This window comes from Croceivirga sp. ABH4_376 (genome assembly GCF_056160685.1).
Genome location: NZ_JBSWXQ010000002.1, coordinates 393,176 through 409,260 on the forward strand (window position 1 = coordinate 393,176; position 16,085 = coordinate 409,260).

The following is a 16,085-nucleotide window of genomic DNA, read 5'->3' on the forward strand; positions in this document are numbered from 1 at the left end:
TTAATTTATATACCGGCAATGGATTTTATCTCCGATATTATTTTGTCTGCCAACCCATCTGCTTCGGCCTGACTTTTTGCTTCGGTATACACACGGATGATAGGTTCCGTGTTAGATTTTCTCAAATGCACCCAATTCTCGGCAAAATCAATTTTTACTCCATCTACATTGGAGATTTCTTCACCTTGATATTTTTCAAACATAGCCTTTAATAAACCATCTACGTCTAATTCTGGGGTTAACTCAATCTTTTTCTTACTCATAAAATAACTAGGGTAACTAGCTCGTAATTCTGCAACCGTGCCTCCCCTTTCTGCCATTAACATTAAAAATAATGCCGTACCTACCAAAGCATCCCTACCATAATGACTTTCAGGATAAATAATACCACCGTTGCCTTCGCCACCAATAATTGCCTTGTTTTCTTTCATTTTGGTGACCACGTTAACCTCGCCCACCGCAGCAGCCTCATAACTACCGCCATGTTTTAGTGTAACGTCTCTTAATGCCCTAGAAGAAGATAAGTTAGAAACCGTACTACCCGGTGTTTTACCTAAAACATAATCCGCACAGGCTACCAAGGTGTATTCCTCGCCAAACATTTCCCCGTCATTGCTTATAAATGCCAAACGGTCTACATCTGGGTCTACAACAATACCAAAATCGGCTTGTTCTTCTACCACTTTTTTACAAATATCTCCAAGATGTTCTTTTAAAGGCTCTGGATTGTGTGGGAAATGTCCCGTAGGTTCGCAATATAATTTTACCACTTCTACATCTAAAGCTTCCAGTAACTTAGGTATGGCAATACCACCAGTAGAATTTACCCCGTCTACCACTACCTTAAACTTTTTGGCTTTTATAACCGCTGCATCAACCAAAGAAAGATTTAATACTTCATCTACATGAATATCAAAATAAGCGTCGTTTTTGGTTACCGTTCCTAAGTCATCAACGGATGCAAAATCAAAATCATCCGCTTCTGCAATTGCAAGTATTTTAGCTCCTTCTTCTGCATTTAAAAACTCACCTTTTTCATTTAATAACTTTAGGGCATTCCATTGTTTTGGATTATGACTGGCCGTTAAAATAATACCACCATCGGCTTTTTCTAAAGGCACGGCTAGCTCTACGGTTGGTGTAGTGCTTAAATCCAGGTCTATGATATCTATTCCCAAACCTACTAGTGTTGAAACCACTAGATTCTGAATCATTTCCCCAGAAAGTCTAGCGTCTCTACCAATTACAACGGTTAGTTTTTCTTTTCCAGAATAGTCTTTTAACCAAGTACCATAGGCAGCGGCAAATTTTACCGCATCTATGGGTGTTAAATTATTGTTTGTAGAACCACCTATAGTTCCTCTTATGCCAGATATAGATTTTATTAATGTCATTTGTTAAGAAAGTTTGTGCAAATATAAAATGATGTTACGTAGTTCGTGTTTCTTCTTTGTAAATTCGGTTGTTGATCATATAAAACAGTTCTATGAACTTTTTGGCCCATGTTTACTTATCGTTTAACCATCCAGAAATTACCATTGGTAACTTTATTGCAGACCAAATACGGGCAAATAAATACAAGCACCTACCTATTAACATCCAAAAAGGAATTGTATTGCATAGGGCTATTGACACCTTTACAGATAGCCACCCTACACCAAAAAAAAGCAGTAAACGATTGCATAAGAATTACGGGCATTATAGCAGGGTAATTGTAGATATCTATTATGATCATTTTTTAGCTAAAAATTGGACTAATTACAGCAACACACCTTTAGATACGTTTGTAGATGATTTTTATGGGCTTTTACAGGATAATTACGAAATACTCCCAAAAAGCACACAACGGATGATGCCTTATATGATAGCCGATAATTGGTTATTAAACTATAATAACTTGGATGGTATTGCTAGGGTTTTAAATGGTATGAACAAACGTACCAAGAACAAAAGTAAGATGAACCTAGCCATAACGGATCTACAAACCCACTATACTGTTTTTGAAACGGAGTTTATAAGTTTTTTCAATGAATTGATTACCTTTTCAAAAAATAAATACAACCAATTATGCCAAGATTAATTGCTATACTCCTACTTAGTATTGTATTCCATGCTTGTAAAACTTCACCTAAGCAAGTAGCACCTACCGGATTAGTGGTAGAAAATGCTATGGTAGTAGCCGCAAGGGAAGAAGCCGCACAGATAGGGGTAGAAATTATGCAAAAAGGAGGAAATGCTTTTGACGCCATGGTTGCTACTGAAATGGCGTTGGCCATAGCCTATCCGTTTGCGGGTAATTTAGGAGGTGGCGGTTTTATGGTCTATAGAAAAGCAGATGGTAGTGTTGGGGCTTTGGATTACAGGGAAAAAGCGCCTTTAGCTGCCCATAAAGACATGTATTTGGATTCTTTAGGTAATGTTATACCAGATATGAGCACTGTTGGGGCTACCGCCGTAGGTGTTCCAGGTACAGTGGCTGGGGTAATTGCGGCCCATGATAAATTTGGCAAACTATCTTTAAAAGAGATTTTTGACCCCGTAATAGCATTAGCCCAAAAGGGGGTTATAGTAACCGAAAAACAAGCCAAACGTTTAGAAAACACCCGAGAAAAGTTTATTTCCGTTAATGGAGATAGTACCAAGTTTGCTACAATTTTTAAAGTAGGCGATACTATTAAATATCCAGCTTTAGCAACTACGCTTACAAAAATTAAGAACGAAGGTAAAGCCGGTTTTTATAAAGGTGAAGTTGCTGAAAAGTTAGCCAGCTTTATCCAAAGTAAAGGGGGGTATATAACCACAGAAGATTTAGCCAAATATGAAGCCAAGTGGCGCAACCCTATAGTTTTTGATTACAAAGACCTTAAAATCATAAGCATGAGTCCGCCAAGTAGTGGAGGAATTACCATGAACCAGATTTTTAAAATGATGGAAGACCATGATATTAAGGCCTATGGCCATAATTCTATAAAAAACATTCAGTTGTTTACAGAAGCTGCTAGAAGAGCTTATGCCGATCGCAATTATTTTTTAGGTGATCCGGATTTTGTAACCATTCCAACACAAGAAATGACTTCTAAAAATTACCTAAAAAAACGAATGGCCAGTTTTTCATTTGATAAGGCTACCCCATCAGATAGTATTTCAAGAGGTAATATTGAGATTATTGAAAGTGATGAGACCACCCACTACTCTATTGTAGATACGGAAGGAAACGCAGTTTCTGTAACTACAACTTTGAACGGTGCTTACGGATCCAAATTATATTCAGATGAATTGGGTTTTTTCTTTAACAATGAAATGGACGATTTTAGCGCTAAGCCAGGCATACCAAATATGTTTGGCCTAATAGGCGCAGAAGCAAATAGTATAGCGCCCGAAAAAAGAATGCTAAGTAGTATGACCCCTACTATTGTAGAAAAAGATGGCAACCTATATATGGTTGTAGGCACTCCCGGAGGTTCTACCATTATAACCGCGGTAGCGCAAACCATTTTAAATGTATACGAACACGAGCTTAGCATGCAAGCAGCCGTTAATGCCCCAAGATTTCACCATCAGTGGTTACCAGATATGATTATGTTTGAAGAAGAAGGGTTTTCTAACGATTTAAAAGACCAATTAAAATCAAAAGGATATTCCATTCTAGAAGGCAGAACACGAATTATTGGAAAAGTAGATGCCATAAGGGTTTTACCAGATGGTAAGCTAGAAGGTGGCGCGGATAAAAGAGGTGACGATAAAGCAGTTGGTTTTTAAATAGAAACGCTAAAAATCAAAAGATTGGATTTTCTTATTACCGTGGATTAATGAATTTACATTTTCCTTTTTATGATTGTTAAAATTTTATATTTGTAACAATTTATAAACTTCATGTTATGATATTTAACAAAGACGTTGCGTTAGATGGGATTTTAGAGGCCCTTTTTACCCCATACAAAAAAAGTGTCCCTGATGTAGACCGGATTGTTACGGCCATGTTGAATCAGGGAATCATTAATAAAGAAGAAGACATATTAAACGACCACATTGCCTTTAGAACGATGGGCGTTCCTAATCTAGGAATAGCTTCTTTTGAAAAAATTTTCCTATTCCATGGTTATAAAAAAATGGAGCCTTATTATTTTGAACAGAAAAAGTTAGATGCATTTTGGTATGCACCACCAAGTCCAGAATATCCAAGAATATTCATTAGTGAACTTCGGGTAAAAGACCTTTCAAAAGAAACACAAGCCATAATTCATAAATACACAGACGCGGTTACTAAAGACCCTATTGATGCTATTGATTTGAATGATGTTAAAGCCGTGGGTGACTTTTTCTATAAGCCACTGTGGGAACTACCCACTTTAGAAGACTACAATACCTTGGCCAAAGAAAGTGAATATGCAGCTTGGGTTATTTACAATAGATATTACCTAAATCATTATACGATTAGTGTTCATGCCCTACCTGCACCCTATAACCACCTTACCACCTTTAATACATTTCTAGAGGATAATGGAATAGTTTTAAATGATTCCGGCTCAAAAATTAAAATTAGTGCAGATGGTTTACTTAAACAAAGTAGCTCTGTAGCTAAAATGATACCGGCAACTTTTGCAAATGGTACTACCAAAGAAATAAGTGGTAGTTATGTAGAGTTTGCAGAACGGCTACCTTTACCAAAATTTGCCCATTTGCCGGCAGAAGAATTAACCACCGCTATGCGTAGGGAAGGATTTGAAGCCGCTAATGCCGACAAGATTTTTGAGAGTACATACAGCGAACAAACCAACAAATCTTAATCCAATACGCTATTTTAGCAAGAAAGAAGATGCGTAAATTTTTAAAATGGACCGGTGTTTTACTTATAGCGATACTCCTCGTTTTAGGCATTGCAGGCTTAATATTGCATGAGAAACGGCCAACGGTTAATCCCACCAAAGAGGCTGATGTTTTGGCGCAGGAAATGTTAAGGAGGCTTAACTACACTGCATATAAAAACACGCGCCATTTAGAATGGAGTTTCCAAAATGGAAAAAACCTGTATAAATGGGATAAAGAAATGGGGTTTGTACAAATGCAAATGGGGAACACCAAACTTTTGCTAAACCTAAGTTTTCCTGAAAAATCAAAAGTCCTTGCTCCCAAAAATCTTCAAAAGAAAGAAAAACAAGAACTTATAACAAAAGGTATAGTCAATTTTAATAACGATTCCTTTTGGTTGGTAGCTCCTTACAAAGTTTTAGATAAAGGTACAAAGCGCACATTGGTAGATTTAGAAGATGGTACCAAAGGTCTTATGGTTACCTATATGGAAGGCGGTTCTACACCAGGTGACAGTTATTTATGGATTTTAGATGAAAATGGATTTCCCAACAGTTTCAAGATGTGGGTAAGCATCATCCCCATAGGCGGCCTAGAAGCCACCTGGGACGATTGGCTTGTTACCGAAAGTGGGGCCTTTTTACCTAAGGTTCACAAGTTAGGGCCATTTAATCTAAATATGGGAAACGTTGCTGGGCACAACTAAACCTTATTTTCGCCATATTTGTAGTATGATGAAGCATGTGTTTAAATTAGGGTTTATTTTATTGCTTTTGATAAGTCTTATCAATTGCGATATACCAGTTAGAGAAGAAGAGCCAAAACGGACAGACCTATCAGATGAACCTGTAGCTCAATTACCAGCAGATAGCCTTAAAATAAATGGAAAGACTTATTTATCGGTCTATTCAGAGGTCTACAGCTACTCAGAACATACTACGCATAATTTAACTTCTACTATAAGCTTAAGAAATAGAGACGCTAAAAATCCCGTATATATTAAAAAGGCAACATTTTATGACACTAAGGGAAAAGCATTACACGAGTATGTATCCAATCCTTTTGCCCTAGAGCCAATGGAAACCGTACACATTGTAATCAATGAAAAAGATAAAGAAGGAGGTACCGGTGCCAATTTTATTTTTGAATGGACTACAAAACAAAATACCGTTTCACCTTTGTTTGAAGCGGTCATGATTTCTACCCAAGGCCAACAAGGACTTTCTTTTGTAACCTATGGCCAGCCTATTAATTAAGTAGTTCCCCGTCCTACTTGTCGTTTCAATTCCTCCATAGACTCTTGCAGTTGGCGTAATAACCCACGGTCTGATGTAGCATCTACATTAAAAGTAAGTTTACTGCTAACCTCCCAAATTTCTTGTATTTGAAAAGGTTTTATTTCATAAGGCGGATAAGCTTCATTTAAGGATATTAAGGTGATGTTATTAGAATTTGGCCTTTTTTCTATTTTCTTTACCATTACCGAATCATGCAAGACTACCACATACATTTTATTGGCACTTACATAATCTATGTGTTCTATGGCCTTCGCCAATACCCATTCTCCAGGTCTTAAATTGGGCAACATACTATCTCCTTCAACTTGAAACCCTCTATAGGTAGCATTTCTAAATTCCGGAATTGGTAAATCAAAAGCAGGTAGTTGTTGGTACCAGCTCGTATCTTGAATATTTTGAGGATAACCTGCAGCGGCTTTGACATTAACCAATACCATGTTATCCTGTTCAGAATTATCTACCGTTACCACTTTTGGTATTACGCTTACCTTATTGGTATCCAAATACTTGCTTTCACTATCCCCATATAACCAAAGCGGATTTATTTTAAACTGGCGTAAAAGTTCTGCTACTACTTTTCCAGATAGTTTGGTACGCCCTCTCTCAATATCCGCGGTAGTATTTTTAACACCTATCATAGCTGCAAATTCTGCTTGGGTGTAGCCTAAATCGCGCCTTAATTCTACAAAGCGTTTTAAGGTAAGTTCATTTTCCATATCCAAATATACTAGATTAGGAATATTTCCAAAAATAAATTTGGATATTTTCCATTATTTGGAATTTTTCCATAATTTTGGATAAAAACCTAAAGCTGTGAATTTTGAACGTATTAAGGAGAAACTAAACATCCTTGCCGATGCTGCAAAATATGATGTTTCATGTGCCAGCAGCGGCAGCAATAGAAAAAATGCCAATAAGGGACTTGGAAATAGTACAGGAACGGGCATTTGCCATAGTTATACCGAGGATGGCCGATGTGTTTCACTTTTAAAAATACTCTTAACCAATCATTGTATTTATGACTGTGCTTACTGTGTTACGCGAAAAAGCAACGATGTAAAACGTGCTGCCTTTAAAATACAAGAAGTGGTAGACCTTACTATTAATTTTTATCGCAGAAATTATATAGAAGGTCTTTTTTTAAGCTCTGGAATATTCAAAAGTCCGGACTACACTATGGAACGATTGGTTCAAGTAGCTAAAAAATTACGGTTAGAAGAAAAATTCAATGGCTACATTCATTTAAAATCCATTCCCGGTTGTAGTGATGAATTAATGTATGAGGCTGGTCTGTATGCTGACCGTTTATCGGTTAATATTGAAGTACCCACTATCTCTGGCCTTAAATTATTGGCCCCAGAGAAAAAGCACGAAGATTTTACCAAACCCATGCTTAAGGTTAAGAACGAACTTATCCGTTTTAATAATGAAAGAAAAATAATAAAAAGCACCCCAAAATACGCCCCTGCAGGGCAAAGCACCCAAATGATTGTTGGCGCCACGGGAGAAACAGATAAAGACATCATGTATTCTGCTACTTATTATTACAAGCAATTTCACATGAAGCGGGTTTACTATTCTGGCTATGTACCTGTAATCCAAGACAAACGTTTGCCCAGTGTTACAAGTCAGGTGCCCATGTTAAGGGAAAACCGTTTGTACCAGACCGATTGGTTATTGCGGTTTTACGGTTTTTCTGTTACCGAAATTCTGGATAAAAACCACCCTAATTTAGACCCAGACATAGACCCAAAATTATCTTGGGCCTTAAGAAACCTGCATCTGTTCCCGGTAGATATTAATTTAGCGGAGAAACATATGTTGTTACGTATTCCAGGGTTGGGGGTAAAATCCGCCCATAAAATCTTACAAGCCAGAAAATACAGAAATTTAAATTGGGAGCACCTTAAAAAACTTGGTGTTGCCCTTAACAGAGCCCAATATTTTATTCGTTGCACGGCCAAAGACCAAGTTAGAAAGGACTTACCCGCAGAACGAATTAAAGGTTTAATACTCCAAAATTCAACGGGGAAGTTTCGTAGCAATTTCAGCACCCAACTTTCGCTATTTAATTAAACAGCTAATTCTAAAATCATGAATTCTTTTGCAACCACCTTAGTTTACGATGGAAGTTTCAACGGCTTTTTAACTGCAGTGTTTACGGCTTTTGAAGATAAACTTCATATAGCTGATATACAAAAAGAATATCAAGCCCAAAACGGATTGTTTTCTAATACAGAGACTGTTTTTACCGATAATTCCAAAGCGGAACGTGTTTGGAATGGACTAAAAAAAAAGAATTACAATGCGCTAACCTCCATTTATTTTGCCTTTTTAAGTGAAAATGAAGGAATTGAATTTATGCTTTATTCCTTTATCAAAACAATGATGGCACAGCAGAACTTTAAAGGTTTAGATTATGGAGACACTACCTCACTACACATAAGCCAGTTAGCTAAAAAAGTGGGTAGGGAAAAGCATAGAATGGAAGCTTTTGTGCGGTTTCAACTGACCAAAGACCAAATTTATTTTGCCAATATAGAGCCAGATTTTAACGTATTGCCCTTAATATCCAAGCACTTTAAAAATAGATATGCAGATCAAGAATGGTTAATTTATGACACCAAAAGAAAATATGGTATTTACTATGATTTGCATAAGGTAGAAATGGTTGAGTTAGCGTTAAATGAAGTTCATTTTAATAGAACCCGTAAAAGTGAGGTGTTTGAAGAAAACGAGTACGAGTATCAAAACCTTTGGACCAATTACTTCAACAGTACCAATATAAAATCTAGAATCAACAAAAAGTTACATCAACAACATGTACCTAAACGCTACTGGAAATATTTAAGTGAAAAAAAGGATGCCGTTTAGCATCCTTTCTTATTATTTGCTTTTTTCACCAACAAAGCCATCGCTTTTAGCTTTAAACAAAACATTGAAACTTGTTAAGGATCCATATACGCGAGTAATGTATTGCTGCAAATCTATCTTTTCTTGATCATCTAGATTTTTACTGCTGTTTATTTTTTGTTCCATTACACGCAACCTATCCCTTACCATTACTATTTTATGAAAAAAGGTGTCTATGGGCATCTCTTTATTAGAAGTTGCCCCGTTTGGTTCCAAAATTAATTTACCGCCCTTCCATTTATCTGCTAAAGCTACTTTCTCATGGGTATCACTCCATTTCTCCAATATTTTAACCAGAGAGCGCTCCACTTCAAAAAAACTAACTGTATCAACTTCGTCTTCAACGGCTTCAATGGTTTCAAATTCACTATCTAAGTCAATAGTTTCAAGACCTTTTTCTAAAAAAGTTACCCAATAATGTTTAGAAGTTACATTGGTAACCACTCCCTTACCGTATTCTGGATGGTCTATCCTAGATCCAATTCCTAATATTTTCATCGTTCTAAAATATATTTCAATTATTAGCCTAAAAATAAGACATCAATTAACAAATAAGCAACATATACCAACTTCCAATTTAAACTTCAATTGCTTACTTTAGCATCTTGTGCTATGATTAACTACGAAGAAAATATTGAAGTTCGCGGAGCCCGCGTTCACAATTTAAAAGATATTGATGTTACCATTCCTAGAGACAAATTGGTTGTTATAACCGGTCTGAGTGGCAGTGGTAAATCTTCATTAGCTTTTGATACTATTTACGCAGAAGGCCAAAGACGTTATATAGAAACCTTTTCTGCCTATGCCAGACAATTTTTAGGTGGTTTAGAGCGGCCAGATGTAGATAAAATTGATGGCTTGTCTCCTGTTATTGCTATTGAACAGAAAACAACATCCAAATCTCCAAGATCAACAGTAGGTACCATAACCGAAATTTATGATTTTTTACGTTTGTTGTTTGCTAGAGCCGGTGATGCGTATAGCTATGTTACTGGAGAAAAAATGGTTAGCTACAGCGATGAACAAATTAAAACATTGATAACAGAAAGCTATGCCAACAAGAAAATCAATGTTTTGGCCCCAATCATTAAATCTAGAAAAGGACATTATCGTGAACTTTTTGAACAAATTGGCAAACAGGGGTTTGTAAAGGTACGGGTAGACGGAGAGGTTAAGGATATTGTAAAGGGTATGAAAGTAGACCGGTACAAGACACACGACATAGAAATTGTTATTGATCGTTTAAAGGTTGGGCAAGGCGAGGATTTTGATAAACGATTAATGGAAACCATAAACACCGCTATGTATAGCGGCAATAATGTGTTAATGGTTTTGGAAGAAGGCACTGATGAACCAAGATATTTTAGTAGGGATTTAATGTGCCCGTCTTCTGGCATTAGTTACCCCACACCTGAGCCCAATACATTTTCTTTTAATTCTCCAAAAGGAATGTGCCCAGAATGTAATGGCTTAGGGCACGTTTTTGAGGTAAATGAGAAAAAAATTATTCCAAATAACAAACTTTCCATCAAAAATGGAGGTTTTGCTCCATTAGGAAATTATAAAAAATCATGGGCGTTTAAGCAATTAGAAACAATTGCTCAGCGCTATAATTTTGATTTAGACACACCAATTACGGATATTCCACAAGAAGCAATGGACGTAATTTTAAACGGTGGAAAAGAACGTTTTTCGGTAAATTCTAAAACACTAGGCGTTAAGCGAGACTATAAAATTGATTACGAGGGTATTTCCAATTTTATAAAAACCCAATACAACGAAGCAAATAGTACGTCTATAAAGCGTTGGGCCAAGGAATATATGGATAAGATACCTTGCCCTACTTGTGAAGGAGCACGTTTACGCAAAGAATCTTTATACTTTAAGGTCGGCGAAAAAAATATTGCGCAATTGGCACATATGGATATTGCTGAATTGGCCAACTTTTTTACCACATTTGAACAATCCTTAAGCGGTAATCAGAAAAAAATTGCCGAAGAGATAGTAAAAGAAATAAGAACCCGTATTCAATTTTTACTTGATGTTGGCCTAGATTACCTTTCGCTAAACAGAGGTTCTAAAACACTTTCTGGTGGCGAAGCACAGCGAATTCGTTTAGCAACCCAAATTGGTTCTCAATTGGTTGGGGTGCTTTACATTTTGGACGAACCTAGTATTGGGTTGCATCAACGGGACAATGAGCGCTTAATTAATTCTTTGGTTTCTTTAAGAGATATAGGAAACTCTGTTATTGTGGTAGAACACGATAAAGATATGATAGAAGCAGCAGACCATGTAATTGATATTGGGCCCAAAGCGGGCAAACATGGCGGTACTATTATCTCTGAAGGCCCACCAAAAGAATTAAAACTACACCAAACCCTAACTGCCCAATACATTACGGGGAAAATGGAAATTCCAGTTCCAGAAAAAAGACGTAAAGGCACGGGTAAAAACATAACACTTGCTGGTTGTACCGGCAATAACCTTAAAAATGTAACGGTTAAGTTCCCTTTGGGCAAAATGATTGGCGTAACCGGTGTTTCCGGAAGTGGAAAATCCACTCTCATTAATGAGACCCTCTACCCTATTATGAACGCGCATTACTTTAACGGCGTTAAAAAACCAATGCCATACAAATCCATAAAAGGTTTGGAACATATAGATAAGGTCATTGATATAAACCAATCGCCCATAGGCCGTACACCAAGGTCTAACCCGGCTACATATACCGGCGTTTTTAGCGAAATACGTTCATTATTCGCTAAAACTACGGAGGCTACCATACGTGGGTATAAACCTGGAAGGTTTAGCTTTAACGTTGCTGGTGGACGTTGTGAAACCTGCATGGGTGGCGGACTAAAAGTTATAGAGATGAACTTTTTACCAGATGTCTATGTGGAATGCGAAACTTGTAACGGTAAACGTTTCAACAGAGAAACTTTAGAAATTAGATACAAGGGGAAATCAATAGCAGATGTGTTAGAAATGACAATTAATGAAGCTGTAGATTTCTTTGAGCATATTCCTAAAATTTACCGGAAATTAAAGACGTTAAAGGATGTAGGTTTAGGTTATATTAGTTTAGGACAGCAATCTACTACACTTTCTGGTGGTGAAGCCCAGCGTGTTAAATTGGCCACTGAACTATCTAAAAGAGATACTGGAAATACTTTCTATATATTGGACGAGCCCACTACAGGTTTACATTTTGAGGACATCCGAGTATTGATGGAAGTTCTAAATAAACTGGTAGACAAAGGCAATACGGTATTGGTTATAGAACATAATCTAGATGTAATAAAAATGGTAGATTACATCATAGACATTGGATATGAAGGTGGCAAGGGCGGTGGCGAAGTAGTTGCCAATGGTACTCCGGAACAAGTTGTAAAAAACACCAAAAGTTATACGGCTAAATTCTTAAAAAAAGAACTAGAATTAGCAAAAAAGAAAATTGCAAAAGCAAGTTAAGATATGCGTACAGAAAAACACCACAAAGGTTGGAACGAGATTAAAACGAATGACTCATGGGCTCTTTTTAAGATAATGGGCGAATTCGTAAACGGATTTGAAAAAATGAGTCAAATAGGGCCTTGTGTATCCATTTTTGGAAGTGCTAGGACCAAACCAGGGGCTCCCTTTTACGAATTAGCGGTAGATACCGCAAAAAAAATTGCAGAAGCTGGTTATGGCGTTATAACCGGAGGTGGTCCCGGTATTATGGAAGCAGGCAACAAAGGTGCTAACTTAGCAGGCGGTACTTCTGTTGGCTTAAACATAGATTTGCCTTTTGAACAGCACGACAATCCTTATATTGATTCAGATAAAAGTTTGGATTTTGACTATTTTTTTGTTAGAAAGGTAATGTTTGTGAAATATTCTCAAGGCTTTGTGGTTATGCCCGGTGGTTTTGGAACCTTAGATGAACTTTTTGAGGCGATGACCCTAATCCAGACCAACAAAATCCATAAATTCCCTATAATATTGGTTGGTACCGAATTCTGGTCTGGTTTGGTAGACTGGATAAAGAATACTATGTTAACGGTTAAAAATATAAGTCCGCAAGATTTAGATTTGCTCAAGGTAGTAGACACTGCGGATGAAGTGGTAGAAATCATAGACGCCTTTTATAAAGGCAATACCCTTAGCCCTAATTTTTAGTTCTAACTTTGGTTATACGTTTGGTAAGACAGTTTACACTTATAGTTTTTAGTTTGGTTGCTATGGCGGTTACCGCCCAGCACACCAATAACGTTAGTGCAATATTAAAAGACTCTACCAAAGTTATAACTATTAGGCAGAATTTTAGGTATTTCAACAACTCTAAGGATACGTTGAACACCTTATATTTCAACGATTGGAATAATGCCTATAGTAGTAATACCACGGCACTCTCTAAGCGGTTTGGCGAAGACTTTGACCGTAGGTTGCACTTGGCCAAACCTCACGAAAGGGGATTTACCAAAATAACCTATATAAAGGATAGTGCAAACACCAACGTTTCTTGGGATAGAACCATACACGCAGATATATTAAAAATTGAATTAAAAGAGCCGCTACCCCCTAACCAAACCGTTGAACTAAATTTTAGATATCTGCTTCGCTTACCCGAAGCAAAGTTTACTGGTTATGGACATAGAAATGATGGTGGTTATTATTTAAAAGATTGGTATTTAACACCGGCTGTTTATGATGGTGAATGGCACTTATATCCTAACAAAGGCTTAGAAGATTTATACACGGAGGTTATGGACACTAGAATAGACTTAACTTTTCCTCCCAATCTATATTTTGCCAGTAATTTCAGGTACCAAAACGTTAGCTCATTTCCGCAAGGACAAAATGTGGCCCTCTCTGCCATAAAGCGAAAAAATGCCGTAGTTATTTTAGATAAAACGAAGGCTTTTACCACTCATATTACACCTTATCTTCAAGTTACCACAGATTTAGATGCAGTCAGGTACGATGAAATTGCCCAGGGTATATCCATTAACCGTATTAATAAATATATTACGGATAATCTAGGGCAATATCCACATGGCAACCTTTTGGTTAGCTCTTATGAGTACAAGAAAAATCCACTTTATGGGCTAAATCAACTACCGTCTTTTATAAGACCTTATGATGAGCAGTTTCAATTTGAAATGGCCTACCTAAAAACTAGCTTAAACAGCTTTTTAGAGGAAACCTTGTTTATGGACCCCAGAAAAGAAAGATGGGTAAACGATGCAATAGCCAACTATTTGACCATAAAATTTGTAGAGGAGTTTTATCCAGATCAAAAGTTAATTGGAAAACTAGCTAATATTTGGGGTGTTAAGGGGTTTCATTTAGCAAAAATGGATTTTAATGAGCAGTATACGTTACTACAAATGTTACCCTCTAGAAGTAATATTGATCAGAGCCTTACTACTCCTAATGATTCGCTGATAAAATTCAATCAAAAAATAGCTAATCGGTACAAAGCTGGATCTGGTTTGGCGTATTTAGCCAATTATATTGGCAAAGAACGAGTAGACAGTACAATCATAGATTTCTATAATGTTCACAAGTTAGCTAGCAGAACTAACGTAAGTGATTTTGAAGCAGTTTTGACTGCTTGCTCTGATGACGATGTATCGTGGTTTTTTAATGAGTACGTTAAGACCAGGGCCAAGATAGACTTTAAAATAAAAAACCTTAAAAAAACTGAAGATTCCGTAACCTTTACCCTTAAAAATAAGACAGGAACAAATGTTCCTATTAGTCTATTTGGATTAAAAAATGATTCGGTAGTTGCTAAGTATTGGTTTAAAGATATAGATACCAGTAGAATCATTACTTTGCCTAGAGCCGATGCAGAGAAATTGGTATTGAATTATGATCAGAAAATTCCAGAATTTAATCAAAGGGACAATTGGAAAACCTTAAACGGATTTTTTAGCAGCAATAAAAAATTAAAGTTTACCTTTTTTAAGGATACAGAGAACCCCTATTACAATCAAGTTTTTTACGTACCTATTGCCAATTTTAATATTTACGATGGGCTAACCCCAGGTTTAAGACTTTATAACAAACCTTTTCTAGAGCGGCCTTTTACTTATGATATTTCCCCCACCTATTCTTTTGCGGAAAAAACAATGGTGGGCAGGGCAAGCCTTAGGTATAGAAAATATCATGGTAAATCTGGTTTATATGTGTCCAATTATGGTATATCTGGTGGCACTTCACATTTTCAAGAAAACTCTAGATTTAGCACCTTAACGCCATTTATGAGTTTTGCATGGCGCCCAGATGATCTACGTTCCAATAAAAGGCAGATTTTAACCCTAAGACATAGAAACGTATTTAGGAATATAGGTGAGAACGTTTTGCGGAATGATGATATAGACCTAGATTTAGAAAATAACCCAGACTATAGTGTTTTTAACGCCCGGTATTTAAACTACAATAACAATTTAATTAATTATCGCTCTGGAACTATTGACTTTCAGCATGCTGCACAGTTTACAAAAGTTTCTATTGAGTTAGAATACAGGCGCTTGTTCGAAAGTAACCGACAATTAAACCTTCGCTTTTTTGCAGGTAAGTTTATTAGAAACAAAACCAACTCAGATTTTTTCAGCTTTGCGCTAGACCGCCCAACGGATTACATGTTTGATCTAAACTACCTTGGTCGATCCGAGTCTTCTGGCTTAACCAGTCAACAAATAATTATTGCAGAAGGTGGTTTTAAAACACAATACGAAGATCAATTTGGTAGTGATTGGATTGCAACTTTAAACGGAAGTATAAATGTTTGGAGATGGATAGAACTGTATGGCGATGTAGGTTTTATTGCTGATCGGGGCCAATCTGCTTGGTTTGCTTACGACTCGGGTGTACGTCTAAATTTAGTAACAGACTATTTTGAATTGTATCTACCGGTCTATAGCAATAAAGGTTGGGAAATTGCACAGCCAGAGTACGAAAAATCCATTCGATTTATAGTTACTGTAAGCCCAAAAACCTTGATTGGGCTATTTACCAGAAAATGGTTTTAAATTTAATTATTCGCAATAAAACCCTTTTAAATCAAGGACA

At 36.7% G+C, this 16,085-nt stretch carries 13 protein-coding genes; 10 read left to right on the forward strand and 3 right to left on the reverse strand.

The annotated features are described in order from the left end of the window. Window positions 1–5: 5 nt before the first annotated feature. Complete coding sequence (gene glmM, locus ACXAGS_RS06040) at window positions 6–1,394, reverse strand: phosphoglucosamine mutase (RefSeq protein ID WP_474905427.1); 1,389 nt, start codon at window positions 1,392–1,394, stop codon at window positions 6–8. Window positions 1,395–1,486: 92 nt separating this feature from the next. Between glmM and ACXAGS_RS06045 the strand changes: the two genes are divergently transcribed. The 5 genes from ACXAGS_RS06045 (at window position 1,487) to ACXAGS_RS06065 (ending at window position 6,065) form a co-directional block, all read left to right on the forward strand. After that, the gene (locus ACXAGS_RS06045) at window positions 1,487–2,080 is read left to right on the forward strand and encodes an acyl carrier protein phosphodiesterase (protein ID WP_474905429.1); all 594 of its coding nucleotides are present in this window, start codon (window positions 1,487–1,489) and stop codon (window positions 2,078–2,080) included. After that, window positions 2,068–3,759 carry a gamma-glutamyltransferase gene (gene ggt, locus ACXAGS_RS06050; RefSeq protein ID WP_474905431.1) on the forward strand — a complete coding sequence of 564 codons (1,692 nt, stop codon included), beginning with the start codon at window positions 2,068–2,070 and terminating at the stop codon, window positions 3,757–3,759. Before ACXAGS_RS06045 ends, ggt begins: the two co-directional genes overlap by 13 nt. Window positions 3,760–3,878: 119 nt before the next feature. Further along, the gene (locus tag ACXAGS_RS06055) at window positions 3,879–4,787 is read left to right on the forward strand and encodes a 2-oxoadipate dioxygenase/decarboxylase family protein (protein ID WP_474905433.1); all 909 of its coding nucleotides are present in this window, start codon (window positions 3,879–3,881) and stop codon (window positions 4,785–4,787) included. A 29-nt stretch (window positions 4,788–4,816) separates the two neighbouring features. Continuing rightward, window positions 4,817–5,515: a hypothetical protein gene (locus ACXAGS_RS06060; RefSeq protein ID WP_474905435.1), complete on the forward strand. Its 699-nt coding sequence runs from the start codon at window positions 4,817–4,819 to the stop codon at window positions 5,513–5,515. Between the two features lie 25 nt (window positions 5,516–5,540). Then, window positions 5,541–6,065 carry a DUF3124 domain-containing protein gene (locus ACXAGS_RS06065; protein ID WP_474905436.1) on the forward strand — a complete coding sequence of 175 codons (525 nt, stop codon included), beginning with the start codon at window positions 5,541–5,543 and terminating at the stop codon, window positions 6,063–6,065. Here the strand turns inward: ACXAGS_RS06065 and ACXAGS_RS06070 are convergent. Further along, entirely contained in the window at window positions 6,062–6,823 is a 762-nt protein-coding gene (locus ACXAGS_RS06070) for an XRE family transcriptional regulator (RefSeq protein ID WP_474905437.1), read from the reverse strand. The genes ACXAGS_RS06065 and ACXAGS_RS06070 overlap by 4 nt on opposite strands. 97 nt (window positions 6,824–6,920) lie before the next feature. Between ACXAGS_RS06070 and ACXAGS_RS06075 the strand changes: the two genes are divergently transcribed. Both ACXAGS_RS06075 and ACXAGS_RS06080 read left to right on the forward strand, forming a co-directional pair. Further along, window positions 6,921–8,183 carry a putative DNA modification/repair radical SAM protein gene (locus ACXAGS_RS06075; protein WP_474905439.1) on the forward strand — a complete coding sequence of 421 codons (1,263 nt, stop codon included), beginning with the start codon at window positions 6,921–6,923 and terminating at the stop codon, window positions 8,181–8,183. An 18-nt stretch (window positions 8,184–8,201) separates the two neighbouring features. Further along, entirely contained in the window at window positions 8,202–8,981 is a 780-nt protein-coding gene (locus tag ACXAGS_RS06080; protein WP_474905440.1) for a TIGR03915 family putative DNA repair protein, read from the forward strand. A gap of 12 nt (window positions 8,982–8,993) precedes the next feature. Here ACXAGS_RS06080 and ACXAGS_RS06085 read toward each other — a convergent pair whose 3' ends face one another. Continuing rightward, window positions 8,994–9,518, reverse strand: a complete 525-nt coding sequence (locus tag ACXAGS_RS06085; protein WP_474905442.1) for a hypothetical protein — start codon at window positions 9,516–9,518, stop codon at window positions 8,994–8,996. A 114-nt stretch (window positions 9,519–9,632) separates the two neighbouring features. On the opposite strand from ACXAGS_RS06085, the gene uvrA reads away from it, so the two are divergent. Genes uvrA through ACXAGS_RS06100 form a run of 3 tightly spaced genes read left to right on the forward strand, consistent with a single transcriptional unit; the run spans window position 9,633 to window position 16,045 of the window. After that, a complete protein-coding gene (gene uvrA, locus ACXAGS_RS06090; protein WP_474905444.1) occupies window positions 9,633–12,494 on the forward strand; it encodes an excinuclease ABC subunit UvrA in 2,862 nt (953 codons plus the stop codon). Window positions 12,495–12,497: 3 nt separating this feature from the next. Next, window positions 12,498–13,184: an LOG family protein gene (locus tag ACXAGS_RS06095; RefSeq protein WP_474905446.1), complete on the forward strand. Its 687-nt coding sequence runs from the start codon at window positions 12,498–12,500 to the stop codon at window positions 13,182–13,184. Window positions 13,185–13,192: 8 nt separating this feature from the next. Then, a complete protein-coding gene (locus ACXAGS_RS06100) occupies window positions 13,193–16,045 on the forward strand; it encodes a gluzincin family metallopeptidase (protein WP_474905448.1) in 2,853 nt (950 codons plus the stop codon). Window positions 16,046–16,085 lie beyond the last annotated feature (40 nt).